20 protein-coding genes and 3 tRNA genes are annotated in these 18,657 nt (G+C 38.8%); 15 read left to right on the forward strand and 8 right to left on the reverse strand.

Features of this window, described 5'->3' with window-relative positions:
• Window positions 1–2: 2 nt before the first annotated feature.
• Window positions 3–389, reverse strand: a complete 387-nt coding sequence (locus AC1M9K_RS03580) for a hypothetical protein (RefSeq protein ID WP_481588531.1) — start codon at window positions 387–389, stop codon at window positions 3–5.
• 187 nt (window positions 390–576) lie between these two features.
• Between AC1M9K_RS03580 and radA the strand changes: the two genes are divergently transcribed.
• Together radA and AC1M9K_RS03590 are read left to right on the forward strand one after the other, a co-directional pair.
• Window positions 577–1,965, forward strand: a complete 1,389-nt coding sequence (gene radA / locus AC1M9K_RS03585; RefSeq protein ID WP_035267023.1) for a DNA repair protein RadA — start codon at window positions 577–579, stop codon at window positions 1,963–1,965.
• Window positions 1,966–2,096: 131 nt separating this feature from the next.
• Window positions 2,097–3,101 (forward strand): Tim44 domain-containing protein, encoded by a 1,005-nt coding sequence (locus AC1M9K_RS03590; RefSeq protein ID WP_092765963.1) that lies wholly within the window; start codon window positions 2,097–2,099, stop codon window positions 3,099–3,101.
• A 235-nt stretch (window positions 3,102–3,336) separates the two neighbouring features.
• Here AC1M9K_RS03590 and AC1M9K_RS03595 read toward each other — a convergent pair whose 3' ends face one another.
• Window positions 3,337–4,524: a trypsin-like peptidase domain-containing protein gene (locus AC1M9K_RS03595; RefSeq protein ID WP_180028696.1), complete on the reverse strand. Its 1,188-nt coding sequence runs from the start codon at window positions 4,522–4,524 to the stop codon at window positions 3,337–3,339.
• Window positions 4,525–4,694: 170 nt separating this feature from the next.
• Here AC1M9K_RS03595 and AC1M9K_RS03600 point away from each other — a divergent pair, with 170 nt between their 5' ends.
• From AC1M9K_RS03600 to AC1M9K_RS03630, 7 genes are all read left to right on the forward strand, one after another.
• On the forward strand, window positions 4,695–5,453 hold the full coding sequence (locus AC1M9K_RS03600; protein ID WP_481588532.1) for a Nif3-like dinuclear metal center hexameric protein: 759 nt from the start codon (window positions 4,695–4,697) through the stop codon (window positions 5,451–5,453).
• A gap of 161 nt (window positions 5,454–5,614) precedes the next feature.
• Window positions 5,615–6,241, forward strand: coding sequence for a superoxide dismutase (locus AC1M9K_RS03605; protein ID WP_092765960.1), 627 nt, complete (start codon window positions 5,615–5,617; stop codon window positions 6,239–6,241).
• A 153-nt stretch (window positions 6,242–6,394) separates the two neighbouring features.
• A tRNA-Asn gene (locus tag AC1M9K_RS03610) sits at window positions 6,395–6,470 on the forward strand.
• A gap of 6 nt (window positions 6,471–6,476) precedes the next feature.
• Window positions 6,477–6,552: transfer RNA gene (locus tag AC1M9K_RS03615), tRNA-Asn, on the forward strand.
• Between the two features lie 96 nt (window positions 6,553–6,648).
• Window positions 6,649–6,951 (forward strand): hypothetical protein, encoded by a 303-nt coding sequence (locus tag AC1M9K_RS03620; protein ID WP_481588533.1) that lies wholly within the window; start codon window positions 6,649–6,651, stop codon window positions 6,949–6,951.
• A gap of 106 nt (window positions 6,952–7,057) precedes the next feature.
• Window positions 7,058–7,133 (forward strand) — tRNA-Asn (locus tag AC1M9K_RS03625).
• 41 nt (window positions 7,134–7,174) lie between these two features.
• Window positions 7,175–7,654, forward strand: coding sequence for a DUF2726 domain-containing protein (locus tag AC1M9K_RS03630; RefSeq protein WP_092765958.1), 480 nt, complete (start codon window positions 7,175–7,177; stop codon window positions 7,652–7,654).
• Here the strand turns inward: AC1M9K_RS03630 and AC1M9K_RS03635 are convergent.
• From AC1M9K_RS03635 to AC1M9K_RS03650, 4 genes are all read right to left on the reverse strand, one after another.
• On the reverse strand, window positions 7,651–7,881 hold the full coding sequence (locus tag AC1M9K_RS03635) for a hypothetical protein (RefSeq protein WP_051586562.1): 231 nt from the start codon (window positions 7,879–7,881) through the stop codon (window positions 7,651–7,653). The two genes, AC1M9K_RS03630 and AC1M9K_RS03635, sit on opposite strands and share 4 nt — an antisense overlap.
• A 112-nt stretch (window positions 7,882–7,993) precedes the next feature.
• Complete coding sequence (locus tag AC1M9K_RS03640; protein ID WP_481588534.1) at window positions 7,994–9,217, reverse strand: alpha/beta hydrolase family protein; 1,224 nt, start codon at window positions 9,215–9,217, stop codon at window positions 7,994–7,996.
• Window positions 9,218–9,325: 108 nt separating this feature from the next.
• The gene (ubiA, locus tag AC1M9K_RS03645) at window positions 9,326–10,204 is read right to left on the reverse strand and encodes a 4-hydroxybenzoate octaprenyltransferase (protein ID WP_092765956.1); all 879 of its coding nucleotides are present in this window, start codon (window positions 10,202–10,204) and stop codon (window positions 9,326–9,328) included.
• Between the two features lie 10 nt (window positions 10,205–10,214).
• The gene (locus AC1M9K_RS03650) at window positions 10,215–10,706 is read right to left on the reverse strand and encodes a chorismate--pyruvate lyase family protein (RefSeq protein ID WP_092765955.1); all 492 of its coding nucleotides are present in this window, start codon (window positions 10,704–10,706) and stop codon (window positions 10,215–10,217) included.
• A gap of 159 nt (window positions 10,707–10,865) precedes the next feature.
• On the opposite strand from AC1M9K_RS03650, the gene AC1M9K_RS03655 reads away from it, so the two are divergent.
• Window positions 10,866–11,780 carry a polysaccharide deacetylase family protein gene (locus tag AC1M9K_RS03655; protein WP_092765954.1) on the forward strand — a complete coding sequence of 305 codons (915 nt, stop codon included), beginning with the start codon at window positions 10,866–10,868 and terminating at the stop codon, window positions 11,778–11,780.
• 30 nt (window positions 11,781–11,810) lie between these two features.
• Here the strand turns inward: AC1M9K_RS03655 and AC1M9K_RS03660 are convergent, their stop codons facing one another.
• Both AC1M9K_RS03660 and glnA read right to left on the reverse strand, forming a co-directional pair.
• Complete coding sequence (locus tag AC1M9K_RS03660; protein ID WP_180028688.1) at window positions 11,811–12,089, reverse strand: hypothetical protein; 279 nt, start codon at window positions 12,087–12,089, stop codon at window positions 11,811–11,813.
• A gap of 96 nt (window positions 12,090–12,185) precedes the next feature.
• Window positions 12,186–13,601: a type I glutamate--ammonia ligase gene (gene glnA / locus AC1M9K_RS03665; protein WP_171076768.1), complete on the reverse strand. Its 1,416-nt coding sequence runs from the start codon at window positions 13,599–13,601 to the stop codon at window positions 12,186–12,188.
• A gap of 952 nt (window positions 13,602–14,553) precedes the next feature.
• Between glnA and AC1M9K_RS03670 the strand changes: the two genes are divergently transcribed.
• The 5 genes from AC1M9K_RS03670 (at window position 14,554) to folE (ending at window position 18,630) form a co-directional block, all read left to right on the forward strand.
• Window positions 14,554–15,138, forward strand: a complete 585-nt coding sequence (locus AC1M9K_RS03670; RefSeq protein ID WP_092765952.1) for an anthranilate synthase component II — start codon at window positions 14,554–14,556, stop codon at window positions 15,136–15,138.
• 9 nt (window positions 15,139–15,147) lie between these two features.
• On the forward strand, window positions 15,148–16,194 hold the full coding sequence (gene trpD, locus AC1M9K_RS03675; protein ID WP_035266991.1) for an anthranilate phosphoribosyltransferase: 1,047 nt from the start codon (window positions 15,148–15,150) through the stop codon (window positions 16,192–16,194).
• Between the two features lie 18 nt (window positions 16,195–16,212).
• Complete coding sequence (gene trpC, locus AC1M9K_RS03680; RefSeq protein ID WP_481586573.1) at window positions 16,213–17,019, forward strand: indole-3-glycerol phosphate synthase TrpC; 807 nt, start codon at window positions 16,213–16,215, stop codon at window positions 17,017–17,019.
• 284 nt (window positions 17,020–17,303) lie between these two features.
• Complete coding sequence (locus AC1M9K_RS03685; RefSeq protein ID WP_092765950.1) at window positions 17,304–17,987, forward strand: Smr/MutS family protein; 684 nt, start codon at window positions 17,304–17,306, stop codon at window positions 17,985–17,987.
• A 94-nt stretch (window positions 17,988–18,081) separates the two neighbouring features.
• A complete protein-coding gene (folE, locus tag AC1M9K_RS03690; RefSeq protein ID WP_171076769.1) occupies window positions 18,082–18,630 on the forward strand; it encodes a GTP cyclohydrolase I FolE in 549 nt (182 codons plus the stop codon).
• Window positions 18,631–18,657 lie beyond the last annotated feature (27 nt).

Here is an 18,657-nt window from a genome sequence, read left to right on the forward strand (position 1 = left end):
TTCTAATCGTTCAAATTTTGTTTTTCCTCTTGATCCTTTGCAATTTCTTCCGCAACCTCCAAGCTCAACACAAAAAATAGAACATGTTCAATTATCATATTGCCCTGTTCATCTTCAAGATAATTTTTAACCAGCTGATACTGGTTATTTTGCTCATCAAAAGGAATATCTAGATATAGGTCACCCAGATAGCTGTCAATTTCATCCTCACCAGACAAACCTAAACATGGCACAAATTTAATTTCATGTTGTTCAAGCCACGCAATCACATGATCTCGAATACTTTCTTCATCATTCTGATCATCCGTGTAATTCTCAAAATGAATAAACAGCACATCACGCTGTATTTCGCGTGCGATGGCATCAATATGTTGAGCGTACAAACGCATATCAAATAACTCAGTCGATTTTTGATATGAGTATAAATCAATTCATGATTGCTTTAATTTAATATCTCGTTAAAGCACACGTCATGACTTGTCTTATTGTTTTAAAATTTGATCAATATTTTTTTGTTTTCGTAACCTTTACTCAGTATGCTCAGTATATAGAAAATCAAAAAACCTATATTAAGTTATGGCTAAAGCAAAAAGTGTATATCGCTGTGAACAATGTGGCGCAGATCATCCTAAATGGGCAGGTCAATGCTCAGAATGCGGAGAATGGAACAGTTTAGTTGAAGTCACTATTGCCCCTGCGATTACGCATCGTGCAAATCCAAAAATTGCAGGTGGTTATGCTGGTCAAGCAGCATCAATCACTACATTGAATCAAGTTTCAGTTTCTCACGAAACACGTTTAGCAACAGGGATTGGAGAATTTGATCGCGTTTTAGGCGGAGGGCTTGTTACTGGTTCAGTTGTACTGATCGGTGGTGACCCTGGTATTGGTAAATCAACAATTCTTTTGCAGACGGCAACCCATATGGCTGCAGCGAAAAGTTCCGCCCTATATGTCACTGGTGAGGAATCTTTATCTCAAGTTGCATTACGTGCCAATCGTTTGGATCTTCCAACTGATCAATTAAAAGTGATGGCTGAGACGTGCGTAGAGCGTATTTGCGAAGTATTAGCGCATGAACGACCTGCTGTCGCGATCTTAGACTCGATTCAAACTTTATACACTGAAACCTTACAGTCTGCGCCAGGCGGCGTTTCTCAAATTCGAGAATCTGCAGCCCTTCTGACACGTTTTGCGAAGAACAGCGGAACAGCTTTATTTATTGTGGGTCATGTGACCAAAGAAGGTGCTTTAGCTGGCCCTCGTGTTTTAGAACACATGGTCGATTGCGTACTTTATTTTGAAGGTCAATCTGATTCACGTTATCGAATGATTCGAGCTGTTAAAAATCGTTTTGGTGCAGTCAATGAACTCGGTGTTTTTGGGATGACCGATAAAGGGCTTAGAGAGGTTGCCAATCCCTCAGCCATCTTTCTTAGCCGATATGATGAAGCGATTCCTGGTTCTATCGTCATGATTAGTCGAGAAGGCACACGTCCACTCTTAGTTGAAGTGCAAGCCCTAGTAGATGACGCGCATGGTCAACCTCGCCGTGTTGCATTGGGTCTTGAGCAAAACCGTTTAAATATGCTACTCGCCGTCATGCACCGACATGGTGGTGTTCAAACTTCTGGTCAAGACGTATATGTGAATGTTGTTGGTGGCTTAAAAATTACTGAAACAGGTTCAGATCTCGCCGTCTTATTGGCCTGTGCTTCAAGTTTGAGAGCAAAAGCACTCCCTCAGCAATTGGCTGTATTTGGCGAAGTGGGATTATCGGGAGAGATTCGTCCCGTACCTAACGGGCAGGAACGGTTGAAGGAAGCAATTAAGCACGGGTTTAAATATATTATAGTCCCTAGAGCGAATGCACCACAAAAGGATATTCCTGGTGTTCGCATTATCGCCGTTGCCCGTCTACATGAAGCTTTAACTGAAGCGATGAGCTTAGCGGATGAACATTAATTCAGCTGATCAATTTATTTAACTGTACACTGTGTATGAATACTGAAAAAAATTGAGGTTTAAGTTGAAATTTAAGCCAAAAGACTGCATAAATACAGTGTGAAATTAACTTTTTAAAATAGGAATTTTAGATGGAAGTTCGACAGCGTAGTTTAGTTGCGGGTATTTTAATGGCGACACTCATGGTAGCGCCTTTTGCAGAAGCAAAACGTGCTGGTGGTGGTAAAAGCCATGGTATGAGCCGTTCTGCTGCTCCAACCCAATCATATCAGCAACCACGTCAAGCTACTCCTGCCCAACAACCTGCTGCTCCAGCGACTGCGCCTCAAAAGTCTGGTCCTGGTGTGGGTGGTATGGTCGCTGCTGGTGTTGCTGGTGCTGCAATTGGTGCAGTCGCAGCAAATGCTTTAGCAGATGATGATACTGTTCCAGCAAGTCAAGCAGAAGTAGCTGCACAACCTGAGGAAGAAGGTGGTATCCCAAGTTGGGTATGGTTGTTGATTATTGCTGCTGCTGCGTTCTTCATCTTCCGTAAATTCGGAGCAAAAAAAAAATTAGCGGCTAACAACCCTTATGCACCAAACAGTTCAGGTCCACAATCTGCACCGTTTGGTCAAACTGCTGCACCTCGCCCTTCAGTATCTAATGACAATACCAATATTTTTGGTCAATCTGTGGGCGGTGGTACAGCTGCATCTCAAGCGCCATTTGGTCAAGCACCACAAGCTCCTTTTGGTGCAGCAACAATGTCTAGTGGAAGTCAGCTACCTGACGGAACTGAACCAGCTGCTTTCTTACGCATTGCACGCCAACGCTTCAACCATATTCAATCAATGAATACGGCAAGTAATATTGCTGAGATTCAACGTTATTTGACGCCTGATCTTTATCAATCGATGTATAACGATATTATGGGTAACCAAGATCAAGACGTAGCTGAGTTTTCAAATCTGAATGCTATGGTTGTTGATTCTGCGACTGAAAATGGTCAATACGTTGTCAGCGTTCGTTTCACGGGTACGGTAAGTGAAGACTTAAATAGCCTTCCACAACCGTTTGCTGAAGTTTGGCATTTCGTTAAACCAGCAGGTTCTAGTCAAGATTGGTTGGTTGCGGGTATTCAACAGGAAAGCTAATTTTATTCTCAAAAAAAGCCAGTGAACCACTGGCTTTTTTTGTTTCGTACACTGTTTAATCATTGTTGAGTGAATTCAATTTTGCATGTGTTAAAACTCTATCTCACCGTCACTTAGGAATGCATGACCGTATTTAATTATTAAATAGCAGATTTATTCAGATTCATTCAAAGGTATGAAACAATATAGAATCTAAGAATTATAAAAAAGCCCCATATTACTGGGGCTTGTTAATTTAACGACGAGGTAATGGAATATACTGGCTATTACGATCGCTGGTTTCAGCTGGTCGTTCACCAATAACCACTTCAGTATTGATGCTCTTACCTTCACGTAAAATCTCAATTTTTGCAGAGGTATTCGGTGATTGCATTGCAACATAATTAATCAATTGTGATGGATTGTTGATCTCCTGATCATTTACTTTCATGATCCGATCACCGACTTTAATCTTAGCTTTATCTGCAGGACCAGACTCATAGACGCTGCTCACAATTACACCCTTCTCACGAGGTTGTAATACATCGGGTTGCGTCGGATTCGCCAAACCAATACCTAGCCACCCTCGAATTACTCTGCCTTCTTTTAATATTGAATTCAGAACTTGCTGGCAGACTTTAGCAGGAATAGCAAAACCAATTCCTAAAGAACCACCCGATTGCGAGAAAATTGCAGTATTAATCCCAATCAAATTACCTGCAACATCAATGAGTGCTCCCCCAGAATTACCTGGATTAATAGCAGCATCGGTTTGAATAAAATCTTCATAGAAATTTATACCCAATCCCGAACGTTCTGTCGCAGATATGATCCCTTGCGTAACTGTTTGTCCCACGCCAAATGGATTACCAATTGCGAGTACAACATCTCCAACTTCATTTCCACTCAGTTTGAAAGGAAGCACTGGCAGTTTGTCCATTTCGATTTTAATGACTGCTAAATCCGTATCAGGATCTGTTCCAATTACTTTGGCTTCTGCTCGACGACCATCATACAAAGCCACAACAATCTGGTCAGCCTGTGCAATCACATGATTATTAGTCAGAATATAACCATCAGGTCGAACAATCACCCCCGAACCCAAACTATTTTCATTTGGTTCTTGTCCAAAACGTTCAGGTAATTGACCACCAAAAAATTCTCTAAAAACAGGATCATTTAAAATCGGATGATCCACTTTTTTTACAGTTTGTGTTGTAAAAATATTAACGACTGCAGGTGCTGCGACCTTTACCGCAGCATTGTATGACACTACTCCCCCAGAACGTGTCGTATCCACCAAAGGTTCTACTTTTTCAGCTGGCATTTTATATCCATCAGCTGCTATTTGAGGCTTTGGTTGATTTAGTTTTTGCCATGTGACAAAACTAATAATGACAATGATGAGTAACACCCATGGTAACCATGTAAAGGACCGGCGCACTTTAATATCCTCTGAGAATTTTAATTTATTGATGACAAAAGTATTTTATGACTGCATATTGTAATCAAAAAAAATTTATATACCTAAAATTGTGAAAATAGTTTTGTTCGGCTTTAGTTAATATTAAAAATATGCTTTGATCTTTATATTTTCACAGACTTAAGAACATTATGGCAAAGCTAAACGACATTATCCAATGGTGTGATCAGACCCTAAAGGCCAATGAATTTAAAGATTACGCTCCCAATGGTCTGCAAATCGAAGGTAAAACAGAAGTAAAGCGAATTGTTTGTGCTGTATCGGCTTCTCAATCAGCCATTGATGCTGCAATCGAGCTGCAAGCTGATGTTTTATTGGTTCACCATGGCTATTTTTGGAAAGGTGAGCCATCTCCGATTACAGGAATGCGTGGCAAGCGAATTAAATCACTCATTCAACATGATATTTCACTATTAGCTTATCATTTACCTCTCGATAGCCACCCTAGCTTGGGAAATAATGCTGCGATAGCAGATTTACTTCATCTTGATCAAATTGAAGCACTTGATCCGAGTGAACGTCATCCCATTGGAAATATCGGCTATTTAAAAAATGCAATGACACCAGATGAGTTCAAAGCTTTTGTGTCACAACAACTTAATTATGATGCGATACATTTGATGGCTGATAAACCAAGTATTCAAAAAGTTGGATTTTGTACTGGCGGTGCTCAAGACTTTATCACTAAAGCTGCCGAACAAAATTGCGATGCTTATATTTCAGGTGAAGTTAGTGAGCGTACCTTTTATCAAGCTTTAGAATTAGATGTGCATTATTACGCATGTGGACATCATGCGACTGAACGTTATGGTGTTCAACGACTAGGTCAAGCAATTTGTGAACAATTTGGTCTTGAATATCATTACGTTGAACTCAATAATCCTATTTAAATTGATTTAACCACGCGTTTTAAATTGGAGTGAGCTTATACATATTAATTCACGCTTTATTCTGTATTCTTATTTATAAGTAATGCGCAAAATATGGTGAGAATCTATTACAATAAGTGCACTTCGATGTAAAACCCAGCACAATGCAAGGAACTTAAAACATGACAACGATTACTTTACCAGCTCTTCCGTACGGTTACGAAGATCTTGCTCCACACATCAGCAAAGAAACTTTAGAATACCACCACGACAAACACCACAATACTTATGTTGTTAATTTAAACAACCTAATTGCAGGTACTGATCTTGAAGGTAAAACGCTTGAAGAAATCATCAAAGCTTCTGCTGGTGATGCTTCTAAAGCGGGTATCTTCAACAACGCAGCACAAGTTTGGAACCACACATTCTACTGGAACTGTATGGCTAAAAACGGTGGTGGTAAAGCGACTGGTGCTTTAGCTGCTAAAATTGACGAAGCTTTCGGTTCTTACGAAAAATTTGCTGAAGAATTTGCTGCTGCTGCTACAACTCAATTCGGTTCAGGTTGGGCTTGGTTAGTTGCTGATGAAGTAAATGGTAAACTTTCTATCATGAAAACTTCAAATGCCGATACTCCACTTGCTCATGGTAAAGTAGCTGTATTAACGATCGATGTTTGGGAACATGCTTACTACATCGACTTCCGCAACGCTCGTCCTAAGTATATTTCTACTTTCTTAGAAAGCTTAGTGAACTGGGATTACGCTAATGCGAAATATGCTGGTCAAGAAGCTGGCGTAGAAAAATAAGATTTAACCGTCTTATTACGTTTAAAAAACCATCCTTTTAGGATGGTTTTTTTGTTATTTACATCAATTTGAGTATTAATAAATCAAACTATTCATTTCTTTACAATAATTGGTTGACGACTAGTAATTTCAACCCTAAAATGCGCATCAGATTCTCCAATAGCTCAGTCGGTAGAGCGACGGACTGTTAATCCGCAGGTCCCTGGTTCGAGCCCAGGTTGGAGAGCCAATCTAATCTCCCATAGCTCAGTCGGTAGAGCGACGGACTGTTAATCCGCAGGTCCCTGGTTCGAGCCCAGGTGGGAGAGCCAAGATTCTAAAAACCCAAGCATAATGACTTGGGTTTTTTTCTGCCTAAATTTTTGATTTGCTATAGAATTATTCTAATTTTCTAAAAAAGTCTAAAAATGAATACACCTTGGCTTAAATCACTGATTTTCTGGTCTCTACTTGTTGGCAGTCTCATCTTTATATTTCAATGCACTCAGAAATCTGAACATAATAAAGTAGCCCCTGCACTTATGTATGAACGTTTGTATCACTGCACTTCAGAATTATCCTCTGAACACACACTCCTGATTAAAAAAATTCAAAAAGAGGTAAATGTGGAATCATCACAACAAACCATTATGGAACTTATGAGTTTATGCCGTAAAGCGAATCCACTGAAAAGCAAAGCAGAGTATGTCCATTTATTAAAAAAGCTATAGATCGTTTCACTTAGATTAAATTTAAATCAGTTGATTCATATTTCTAATATTTTTCAATGTTAAGGCTTGACCTCTCTTCATTTGACTCATAGAATGCGTACCAGATTCTCCAATAGCTCAGTCGGTAGAGCGACGGACTGTTAATCCGCAGGTCCCTGGTTCGAGCCCAGGTTGGAGAGCCAAGATTCTAAAAACCCACTCAATCGAGTGGGTTTTTTCTTATATGTGCTTTTATTTACGAATTCCTGTGCTTCAATCCAGTCAAATTACTTTCTTAATTATTGGTGTTATTGCAACCCTTGCCCTGCTCACCATTATCTTTCAACAATTATTTAAAAAGCCACAACGCTTTTACCCCAAACGCATTATTACCGCATTTGAAAGTAAAATGTTTTTTAGATTAAAAGAGAGTTTTCCGCAATACCATGTGCTTGCTCAAGTCGCTTTTAGCGCTTTAATCACAAACCCCAGTCTAAAGATTCGAGCTAAATTTAATCGAAAAGTGACTGACTTTGTCTTACTGGATGATCAGCTTAAAGTTATTGCCATTATCGAACTCGATGATCCAAGTCATCTTGGTAAGGAACAAGAAGATGCTGAGCGCGATCAAATGTTTTATGAAGCAGGATATCGAGTATTTCGCTATAACGATATCCCAAGTGTTCAAAGCCTCAAAAAAGATATTCTTGCTAAAAATAATTAGTTTAAAGGCTCTGCTACAGACGAAGCATTCTGCTCAAGCTGCTCTTGTTTTTCTCTAGCTTCAATTCGCGCGGCTTGTTCTGCACGTAACCGATCGTACTCTGCTTTGTTCTTTGCATCACTCTTTACTGCAAAAAAAGCGATCGCAATGATAAGCAACGGGATAAGAGGACCAAGACTTGCCAATAAAATAAATTTAGTGGTGAATTTCTTTTTTGATGAAGTCATCAACAAAACCTGTGTTATTGAGTCCGAGGCAATATAACAGAATAAAGTCATAGAAAAAACTTTAGCTTTAAGTGTCAACTAGGATGCAACACCCTAGCTGACATAGTCACGTTTAGCGCACCGGTAAATACGATTTAATAAAATCAACAACCTCATCATTTTTCTCAACAATCGCTTGTGTATGCGATGCTCCTGCCACCATATCTAATACAATTGGAGGTTGAGTCCCCAATCCATTTAACTGATTTACTAATTGTTGTGTTACTTGATATGGGACAGCGGTGTCATTTTCACCTTGAACCACATAAACCGGTTTCATGAGTTTTTGAGTTCCAGGCTGATTATTACTTAAAAAACTACTCACCACTGGATCATTTTCAAAGCCAACCTTTAACCCAGGATAGTCCATTAATTTTTGTGTTGAATTTGATTCCAAATAAGTCTTAATGTCTTTTCTAAACTCATCAATTAATGGCATCAAGCATAGGCCATTTTCACCAGTCGACCCCTCAGCTTTCTCTGCCACAGCTTGAGACCTAGATTGGAATATCGTTGCTAATGAAAATCTAGGTTCATATGCTTTAATCCCTACACCTGTATAAGCAGCATAAGCTAATAGCTCTGAATAAATAGCGATTGCCAAATCTCTATTTTGAATTTCTATCGCTGAAATAGCTTTTGGTGCGACTTGGGTAATAATGTAACCCAAACTGGATGCTGGAGCAGTTGCTACAGCCCCTTTGTAATACGGATCATTATTGGCATATTGTGCAATTCCTAATGATGCATGACCACCTTGGGATTGGCCGACAGACATCCAAGATTTATTTAATCGTGATGGATATGCTTGGTGAACTGACTTTATTGCATGAATCGCTGATTGTGCAGCACTAGATAGATGAAGATAAGGATGAATCCCCTTGACTCCCAAACCTTCATAATCAGGGGCTACAATGACATAACCTTCTTTAAGAAGGCTGTTCGCTAAAATTTCAAAATTCGAATTAAGTAAATTATTGCTTGGTGCACATTCGTCTCCAACACCAGTTGTTCCATGTGCCCATACCACCACTGGCCATCCTGCTGCTGGCTGAGCAGTCTTAGGAAACATGACCATTGCTGTAGCCTTAGTTTTCTGACCCAGAACATTCGGCATTAAATAAGTCATAATTTGGATTTTGGAAGCTTGCTCTAGACTATCTTTTTGATAAGCTTTCTCAGCAACAAACACTTTTTCTTGAAAAATATTTTTATCATCATCACTATTACAAGCCGTTAAGAGTAATGCTGCCGTACAGCACATTGCGATAACCGTTTTTTTAATTGTACTCTTCATAATTCTTTCCATTCATTATTATCACTCTCCATGAGTACTTTTAATTAAACATAAAAAAAAGCATCCGACTAGGATGCTTAATTAGTTTATTTTTATTTAATGTTAAGATTAAATTAATGCAATAAAAATCCCCATAAAGATCATCACCCCTACCCATCGGTTATGTCTAAATGCCCAGAAGCACCATTGCGGATCTTTATCACGTGTTTTGGTCCATTGATAGATGAAATCACCTAACACGAGCACTAATGCGATTAATCCAAAAGGGACAAGTATGTGTTCAAGCCATAGTGCAGTACCAATTAAAATAACACTCATCGCCTGCAATAAACTGATAATTTTAATATCATTTTTTCCAAACAAAATAGCCGTCGACTTAACCCCAATCTTTAAATCATATTCGCGATCCGTAATTGCATATTGAGTATCATAAGCCACAGTCCAAGCCAAATTACCGAAATAAAGTAGCCAACACGTCCAATCCAAAGGCTTACCCATTGCAGTAAATGACATCGGTATACCCCATGAGAATGCCATCCCCAGTACCACTTGAGGTAAATGCGTATAGCGCTTCATAAATGGATAGATGAAAGCAAGTACCAGCCCAATTAAAGCACAATAAAAAGTTTCAATAGGCAGGAAAAACAATGTACAAGCACTTGCAGCAACGAGTGCGATAAACACCCAAACTGCTTCTTTTGCCGAAATCACACCTGTGGCTAATGGACGATTTTTAGTTCTTTCTACGTGTGCATCCACTTTACGATCAGCAAAATCATTAATGGCACATCCCGCTGCACGCATAAATATAGTGCCACATACGATGGCAAGCAGTGTCACTACATCAGGTATTCCACCAGCTGCAATCCACAGCGCCCATAAGGTGGGCCACAGGACTAACTCAGTACCAATTGGCTTATCGAAACGACATAAATAGTAATAAGCGCTTAAACGCTCGCGCCAGGTGATTGCTTGTGCGGTTGCCATAAAGTCTAGCTCAATGAGTTTTTATAAAACGTTCAAATGCTGGTAAAAATGTTTCTTGGACAATAAATTTACAGCCATGCCAAGTATAACAGCTCTGTCTGGTCCATCCATCCTCAAGTAAGATCACGCGACGTTGGCATTGCGGTTCTGTGCGTTGGAACAGGAATCGACCTATAGGCTGATTTCCAATATGTTGAAAGAGACGTGCTTTTTTTTGAAGGCTGGTAATTGGAAAAATAGATTTCGCTTTTACCCAAGGTTCGCAATCAGAACCAAATAAATGAGTCTCTCTAACCCAAGAAGTATGCTGATGTGATACACCCATCCAGCTAGCATCATTAAAGTTTAAACGTTTAAATCGCTCTTGGATTCGTTGAACTTTAAATATTCCATCAGCTAAATCTGTGAGTTGTTGGGTAAGTGAGCCTGAGGCGTACAACCATTTTTTTAACTCAGGACACATTAATTTTTCCTGATGATTAAATTGACGGCTTTCAAGCATATTTCAGACTACCATTATTTTATACTCTCAAGTGTACCCAAGCTTTAGAACTAATGCACCAAACCTATGGTTTAGTTTAAGACATCACCCTCACACATTGCATACTGCACTCCCCCAAAAAATGCTATAAACATTCATTCGTAAACAACTTCATTAAACATGCTTAAATTTAGCTTGTACTTATTTATATCACTGTTATTTCTTTCCCAAGCTCATGCTCGTCAATTAGCACTGAGTTTTGATGATGGATTAAATCCAACTATCGATCCTACTGCTCCACACATTAATCAACAAATACTAGCGCATTTAAAAAACAAAAATATTCAATCTATCATTTTCCCAAGTTACATCAAAATCGGTGACAATGCGGGTAAAGACTTAATACGTCAATGGGATAAACACGGACACATTGTTGGCAATCACAGTGCTTTTCACGAAAATTTAAATAAACCTGAAGTTTTGGCGAAAGACTACATCAAGAGCATTAGAATTAATGAATTAGTTTTTCGTGATTTAAAAAACTATAGGAAAATTTTTAGATATCCCTATCTCAAAGAAGGCAATAATATTGCGAAAAGAGATCAAGTCCAAAACTGGTTAAAACAAAATCATTACCAGCATGGTGGTGTCAGTATTGATGCAAGTGACTGGTTTTATAATCAAAAATATCTAGCGTATCTAAAAGCAGGAAAAACGTCACACATTAAAAGATTGAAGCGTGCTTATATTGATCATCTTCTTGATCGAGCTGAATATTATGACTCACTCGCATTGCAAACCCTTCAACACTCTCCTCAACATGTATTGTTACTCCATACGAATGCGATTAATGGACAGTTTCTAGGCGAGATCATTCTAGCCTTAGAAAGCAAAGGTTGGAAAATAATCAATGCAACAGATGCTTATACTAATCCACTATATAAGAATTTCAGCTCTAATATCCCCGCTGGAGAGAGTATTATATGGTCTATCGCCAAGAGCCAAAATATTGAAAATTTAAGATATCCTGCTGAGGATGCGCCTTATGAGCGTGAAAACTTACTCAAATATGACTTGGATGATCACAAGGAATAAATCTTATTTTTTAGGCGCAGACACACACATTCAAGCACTGTCTGATTTTGCAATCACTTCAAATTTACCTTGTGCTGTTTTTACTAAAATAAAACCTTCGGCACTGATATAAAATTCATTTGGATAATCAAATTGTAAAGCCAAATCAGGATTTCTCAGTTCAAGAAATTGTGCCTGTTTATAGCCTTCCATGGTTCTGCCAACTTCCAAATAGGTCACTTCAGAAAAATTGAGCTTAAATCCTTTTTCGTGGTCGCTTGGATCATTCCAAGGAAAAAATCCCGTGTGCTTTTTACGTGGCTTTGCCATGAAATATTTCTCATATTTGACTACATTTATTTTAACTCAAAACACAAAAAAACCCGCGCATTGCGCGGGTTTTTTACAGCGAAATTCGTGAACGAATTACAGGCTGTAGTACATATCAAATTCAACTGGGTGAGTTGTCGTATTAAGACGACGAACTTCTTCAGTTTTAAGCTCAATGTAAGCATCAAGCATTTCTTTAGTGAATACGCCACCTTTAAGAAGGTAATCGTGATCCGCTTGAAGAGCTTCTAAAGCCATATCCAAGCTGTGTGCAACTGTAGGAATTTTTGCTTCTTCTTCAGGAGGTAGATCATACAAATTCTTGTCTGAAGCTTCACCTGGATGAATCTTGTTTTGAATACCGTCGATACCCGCCATTAACAATGCAGCAAAACCTAAGTACGGGTTCATCATTGGATCTGGGAAACGTGCTTCAATACGTTTACCTTTCGGGCTAGAAACGTATGGAATACGGATAGAAGCTGAACGGTTACGCGCTGAGTAAGCAAGCATAATTGGCGCTTCATAATGTGGCACTAAACGCTTATACGAGTTTGTAGAAGGGTTAGTAATCGCATTTAATGAGCGTGCGTGCTTGATGATACCGCCAATGAAATACAATGCCATTTCTGAAAGGCCTGCATATTCATCACCAGCAAACAAGTTCTTGCCGTCTTTAGAAATTGACATATGAACGTGCATACCAGAACCGTTATCACCAACCATTGGTTTAGGCATAAACGTTGCAGTTTTAGCATATTGATGAGCAACGTTCCAAACAGCATATTTAAACTGTTGTACTTCATCAGCTTTACGAACCATTGTGTTGAAGCTCACACCAATTTCTAATTGGCAAGATGCAACTTCATGGTGATGTACTTCTACACGACCTGGCCCCATGATGTCTTCAATTTTCGCACACATTTCTGCACGCATATCGTGGTGAGAATCAACTGGAGGCACTGGGAAGTAACCACCTTTAACGCGTGGACGGTGACCTGAGTTACCTGATTCGTAAGAATTACCTGTAGACCAAGCAGCTTCTTCAGCGATTAATGTATGGCGAGCACCAGACATATCAATGTCCCATTTAACTTCGTCAAATACGAAGAATTCTGGTTCTGGACCAAAGAAAGCAGTATCACCAATACCAGTAGATTTTAAATATTCTTCTGCACGGCGAGCAATTGAACGTGGGTCACGGTCATAACCTTGACCAGTAGATGGCTCAATAACATCACAAGTCACCACTACAGTTGGCTCTGCAAAAAACGGGTCGATAAAACCTGTTTCAGCATCTGGACGTAAGATCATGTCAGACGCTTCGATACCTTTCCAACCAGCAATTGAAGAACCGTCGAACATTTTACCATCTTCAAAAGTATCTTCATCGATAGTATCTGCTGGGTAAGTAACATGTTGTTCTTTACCCTTAGTGTCCGTAAAACGGAAGTCTACCCATTTTGCGCCACTTTCTTGGATGAGTTGTAGGACCTTGTTCGCCATGCTCATTTTGCTCCGATGATTTTTTGTTGCACATTTAGTGCGTGTTAGTAGTTGGTAGTTTTAAAGCAATTACCGTACCAACTTTTAAAAGCAAAGCTAAAATCTTGAAATCCTTATCAGATTAACAGCTTTATTCACTTTGCTTTGCGACTATTATACTGTGCTTAAAACTAAATGCACCATATTCAGGCACAGTTCATCGCAATAAAAAATATTTATTTACAACCTGTATCAAAATGGTGCATCTCAGAGCATGATCGTTTAATTATTAAACTTAAAGTCAAGTTTATTCAGGGATTTAATTACCTAATTTACCAAACGATATATTTTATAAATTTTTATAAATTAGAAAAATGGATCAAATTTTCAGACACATGCGTTTAACACATTGTTTTATATATCATTAAATAAAAAATTTTAATATTTTATTTTTATTTGGAAGACAAATAATCCAACTCAATCATAACTTTATTAATACACATCGAGCCATGATAAATCTAAATTTTGTGCATCATATTAGTTCAGTAAAATTAAATATCTTAGATAAATGATGTAAAAGTGAACGACCGCGAGACTAAATCTTATAAATTATAAATTTACTGAGTGCATTTTGTTTGTTTGTTTTTAACACAAATCTCACTCATCAAACACAATGATTAAAAAAACTTATGAATAACACGTATGAGCTTTTAGATTCAGATCAATATTTCATTTATTAGCGCTATTCACCTAGAACCATTCATTCACACATTAATTTGATTTAAGTGATCAATATTGCTGATGTTTTGAACCCCAAAATTTAACCTGCGCTGATAAAAGAATCTGCTATGATAACTGCCACTTAATCGCTTTGAGTTACTAGACAAGGATGCAGTCAACACCCTGTGATGCATCCTATCAATGTGAATAACAAAGCTAAATTAAGTTAAATTATAAATTTCAAGAGGTTAAGCTTAAAATGCTTCTGATGATCGACAACTATGACTCTTTTACCTACAACATCGTCCAATATTTTGGCGAGTTAAATCAGGAAGTAAAAGTGGTCCGTAATGATGCCGTGACTTTGGAGGATATTGAGCGATGGCAACCAAAATATCTCGTCATTGGACCTGGTCCCTGCTCTCCCTCTGAGGCAGGTATTTCAATCCCAGCGATTCAACACTTTTCAGGCAAGATTCCACTGCTTGGGGTGTGCTTAGGTCACCAAAGTATCGGGCAAGCATTTGGTGGAGATATTGTTCGTGCAAAAAAAGTAATGCACGGGCGTTTATCTGACATGTACCACTCTGATCAAGGGATCTTTAGCAATCTACCCTCTCCATTCTCAGCGACTCGCTATCACTCTTTAGTCATTGATCAAGCGACTTTACCTGAATGTTTAGAGGTGACGTGTTGGACCAATGAAGAAGATGGTTCTATGGAAGAAATTATGGGTGTGAAACATAAAACCCTTCCCGTTGAAGGTGTTCAGTTCCATCCAGAATCGATACTCAGCCAACATGGCCACAAAATTTTCCAAAACTTCTTAGAAATTTATGCGTAAGAGCAAGACATGAATATTCAACAAGCATTAAACAACATTACGAAAAATATTGAATTAACACAGCCTCAAATGGAAGCTGTTATGCGCACCATTATGGATGGTGAAGCGACTGATGCACAAATCGGTGCATTAATGATGGGTTTACGTTTAAAAGGCGAAAGTATTGACGAAATTACTGCTGCTGCACGCGTGATGCGTGAATATGCGATCAAGATTGATGTCAGTGATCTTCCATACTTAGTCGATATTGTTGGCACGGGTGGTGATGGACAAAACCTGTTTAATGTATCAACTGCATCAAGTTTTGTAATTGCAGCTGCAGGTGCAACGATTGCCAAACACGGTGGCCGAGGTGTGTCATCAAAATCAGGCTCGTCAGATCTATTAGAACAAGCTGGTATTAATCTCGACCTAAATATGGCACAGACTGAACGCTGTATCCGCGATTTGGGTGTGGGTTTTCTCTTTGCTCCAAACCATCATAAAGCAATGAAGTATGCAGCAGGTCCTCGTAAAGAATTGGGCTTCAGAAGCATTTTCAACTTACTTGGCCCGCTTACGAATCCGGCTGGTGTAAAGCGCTTTGTAATTGGCGTGTTCTCAACAGAATTATGTCGACCTATTGCTGAAGTTCTTAAGCAACTTGGTGCTGAGCACGTCATGGTTGTTCACTCTAAAGATGGGCTAGATGAAATCAGTCTTGCTTCATCCACCTATGTTGCTGAGTTAAAAAATGGTGAAATTACTGAATGGGAAATCCTCCCTGAGGATGTAGAGATTGAGTCTCAAACATTGACGCATTTATCTGTTGATAGCTCTGCTGAAAGTTTGGCACTGATCAAAGATGCACTAGGTAAGAAAAAATCACCGAAAGGTGAAAAAGCGGCCAGTATGATTGCATTAAATGCTGGTGCTGGTATTTATGTCTCAGGTTTAACTTCGAGTTATAAACAAGGTGTGGCATTAGCACATGACATCATTTATGGTGGTCAGGCACTTGAAAAGATGGATGTGCTTTCTGAATTCACAAAAACAATAAAACATTATGAAGCTTAATTAAGTCAGGACATTCTTATGTTAGATATCGCGAATACTATTCTTGGCAAAATTGTTGACCGTAAACAAGAAGAGTTTGCTGCACGATTAAAACAACGTAGTTATAAGGACGTCGAAGAACTCGCTCAAGCCGCTAGCCCTGTTCGCGGTTTTGCTCAAGCACTACAACACAAACGTCCTGCTGTCATTGCTGAAATCAAAAAAGCATCTCCTTCTAAAGGCATTATTCGAGAAAACTTCAATCCTGCTGAAATAGCTGAACAGTATCAATCAGCGGGTGCAGCTTGTTTATCAGTACTTACAGATATTGATTTCTTCCAAGGTGCCGATGAGAACATTCATATTGCTCGCTCTCACTGTGATTTGCCTGCACTAAGAAAAGATTTCTTAATCGATCCTTATGGTGTGATTGAAGCTCGCGCATTGCATGCAGACTGTATCCTTCTCATTGTTGCATGTCTTTCAGATCAACAACTTGAGGAAATGTCGAAAACTGCATTTGAACATCATTTAGATGTACTGGTTGAAGTGCATGATGAATATGAACTAGAACGTGCTCTCAAATTATCAGATCGTTGTTTATTAGGCGTTAATAATCGTAATTTAAAAACTTTCGATGTTGATTTGAACACATCAATTCGTCTAAAAAAACAACTTGCACCATCTCGTTTATTAGTGACGGAAAGCGGCATTGCAACCTCAGCGGATGTCACCATGATGCAAGAAAATGACATTCACACTTTCCTTGTGGGTGAAAGTTTTATGAAACAGCCTCGTCCTGATCATGCCTTTACCGCATTGTTTGGCGAACCTCAGAATATTTAACTCTAATATTCTGCGGTAAATTGTTCGACTAAAAATAATTCAATCTCATAAGAATGGATTTCCGAATCCATTCTTGCCTCCATTAATGCCAACAACAATAGCTAGAACAAATTCAAAATAAATTAGATTAATAATCAATCTCTTTTTTTTGCTTTATCCCTTAAGTTATCTCCACTTAATTCAACACCTTAAAATCAACTTAAATACTTCTCACTACAAAGTTAAGGGATTTTCGGATTATAATCACATTCATTCCTCTTCCACTTTAAAGTTACAAGCACGTTATGAGTAAACATGATTCTTCTTTATCAAAAGATCAATTTAATTTACTGAAACAGTTTAAGAAACAAATCAGTAATCCTGCTCCTCGTGTTGAAGCACCTAAACCTATTGAAAAGACGGTTGAACAAGAGCATGAGGAAGATTTAGAACTCTTTCGTCAGCAGATGCAAGGCGTTCAAAAAATTGATCATGGCAATATTGCAAAAATTGAGAAACCAGTAAAAAAGAAATTGGATGCTCAAACCTTAGCTAAACGTGCTGCTGCTGAAGGTCCAATGCATACTGATGAAACAGTGATGTCTGATACTCAAGCCATGCTCAATCCAGTTGGCAGTCAGGCTAGTCTGAGTTATCGAATTGCGACCTTACAACATAAAGTATTTGAAGATCTGAAAGCTGGAAATTTACGTTGGTTTGAAGCAGTTGATTTGCATGGCTGTACCGTAGAAGAAGCACGTTCAGCTGTATTGCAAATTATTCAGATGGCGAAAGAGCAAAATCAAAACGTCATTAAAATTGTTCATGGTAAAGGCCCTGAAGCTGTTTTAAAAACCTATGTTAATAGTTGGCTCAGACAACATCGTGATGTTTTGGCTTTTGTCAGTGCGCCTGAAAAACAAGGTGGCACTGGCGCGGTCTTAGTTCTGCTTAAACGTGCAGAAAAGAATCCAAAATTTACTCAATAATCGGAATTTTTTCTGAATATACGGCATTGTAATCGTTTTCTGATACAATGCCGTCCTTGTTCAACATCTGTGTAAGTGAACACGTCTTATGTCTATGCAGCAATCCTACGCCAACATTTTAACTGCCGTTGGCGAAGATCTTACTCGTCCTGGTCTTAAAGATACACCAATGCGTGCTGCTAAAGCTTTTTCGTATTTGACGTCAGGTTATAGCCAAACGCTTGAAGAAGTGACCAACAATGCGGTCTTCCCTTCAGACAACCGTGAAATGGTTTTGGTCAAGAACATCGAATTCTATTCGCTTTGTGAACATCATTTACTGCCGTTCTATGGACGTGTGCATATTGCCTACTTACCAGAAGGTCAAGTTTTAGGTTTATCTAAATTTGCACGTATTACTGAAATGTTTGCCCGTCGTCTACAGATTCAAGAAAATCTAACTCAACAGATTGCTGAAGCTGTGGCTCAAGTGACTGGTGCTAGAGGCGTAGCTGTTGTCATTGATTCAGCACATATGTGTATGATGATGCGTGGTGTAGGCAAACAAGAGTCAACTACTCGTACAGTATCATTTGTTGGGGACTTTAAAACTAACAAAGATGAACGTCGCGAGTTTCTGAGCGCTGTTCCAGAAAGTTATTAATTCATAAAAACCTCAACCCTGTTGAGG

The organism is Acinetobacter sp. 24-47-67 (genome assembly GCF_056779735.1).

Excerpts from the sequence above, each read along its gene's own strand:
- AC1M9K_RS03580 (WP_481588531.1), bottom strand. The coding sequence starts at position 389 with ATGCGTTTGTACGCTCAACATATTGATGCCATCGCACGCGAAATACAG.
- radA (WP_035267023.1), top strand. The coding sequence starts at position 577 with ATGGCTAAAGCAAAAAGTGTATATCGCTGTGAACAATGTGGCGCAGAT.
- AC1M9K_RS03590 (WP_092765963.1), top strand. The coding sequence starts at position 2,097 with ATGGAAGTTCGACAGCGTAGTTTAGTTGCGGGTATTTTAATGGCGACA.
- AC1M9K_RS03600 (WP_481588532.1), top strand. The coding sequence starts at position 4,695 with ATGGCAAAGCTAAACGACATTATCCAATGGTGTGATCAGACCCTAAAG.
- AC1M9K_RS03605 (WP_092765960.1), top strand. The coding sequence starts at position 5,615 with ATGACAACGATTACTTTACCAGCTCTTCCGTACGGTTACGAAGATCTT.
- AC1M9K_RS03620 (WP_481588533.1), top strand. The coding sequence starts at position 6,649 with ATGAATACACCTTGGCTTAAATCACTGATTTTCTGGTCTCTACTTGTT.
- AC1M9K_RS03630 (WP_092765958.1), top strand. The coding sequence starts at position 7,175 with ATGTGCTTTTATTTACGAATTCCTGTGCTTCAATCCAGTCAAATTACT.
- AC1M9K_RS03635 (WP_051586562.1), bottom strand. The coding sequence starts at position 7,881 with ATGACTTCATCAAAAAAGAAATTCACCACTAAATTTATTTTATTGGCA.
- AC1M9K_RS03640 (WP_481588534.1), bottom strand. The coding sequence starts at position 9,217 with ATGAAGAGTACAATTAAAAAAACGGTTATCGCAATGTGCTGTACGGCA.
- ubiA (WP_092765956.1), bottom strand. The coding sequence starts at position 10,204 with ATGGCAACCGCACAAGCAATCACCTGGCGCGAGCGTTTAAGCGCTTAT.
- AC1M9K_RS03650 (WP_092765955.1), bottom strand. The coding sequence starts at position 10,706 with ATGCTTGAAAGCCGTCAATTTAATCATCAGGAAAAATTAATGTGTCCT.
- AC1M9K_RS03655 (WP_092765954.1), top strand. The coding sequence starts at position 10,866 with ATGCTTAAATTTAGCTTGTACTTATTTATATCACTGTTATTTCTTTCC.
- AC1M9K_RS03660 (WP_180028688.1), bottom strand. The coding sequence starts at position 12,089 with ATGGCAAAGCCACGTAAAAAGCACACGGGATTTTTTCCTTGGAATGAT.
- glnA (WP_171076768.1), bottom strand. The coding sequence starts at position 13,601 with ATGAGCATGGCGAACAAGGTCCTACAACTCATCCAAGAAAGTGGCGCA.
- AC1M9K_RS03670 (WP_092765952.1), top strand. The coding sequence starts at position 14,554 with ATGCTTCTGATGATCGACAACTATGACTCTTTTACCTACAACATCGTC.
- trpD (WP_035266991.1), top strand. The coding sequence starts at position 15,148 with ATGAATATTCAACAAGCATTAAACAACATTACGAAAAATATTGAATTA.
- trpC (WP_481586573.1), top strand. The coding sequence starts at position 16,213 with ATGTTAGATATCGCGAATACTATTCTTGGCAAAATTGTTGACCGTAAA.
- AC1M9K_RS03685 (WP_092765950.1), top strand. The coding sequence starts at position 17,304 with ATGAGTAAACATGATTCTTCTTTATCAAAAGATCAATTTAATTTACTG.
- folE (WP_171076769.1), top strand. The coding sequence starts at position 18,082 with ATGCAGCAATCCTACGCCAACATTTTAACTGCCGTTGGCGAAGATCTT.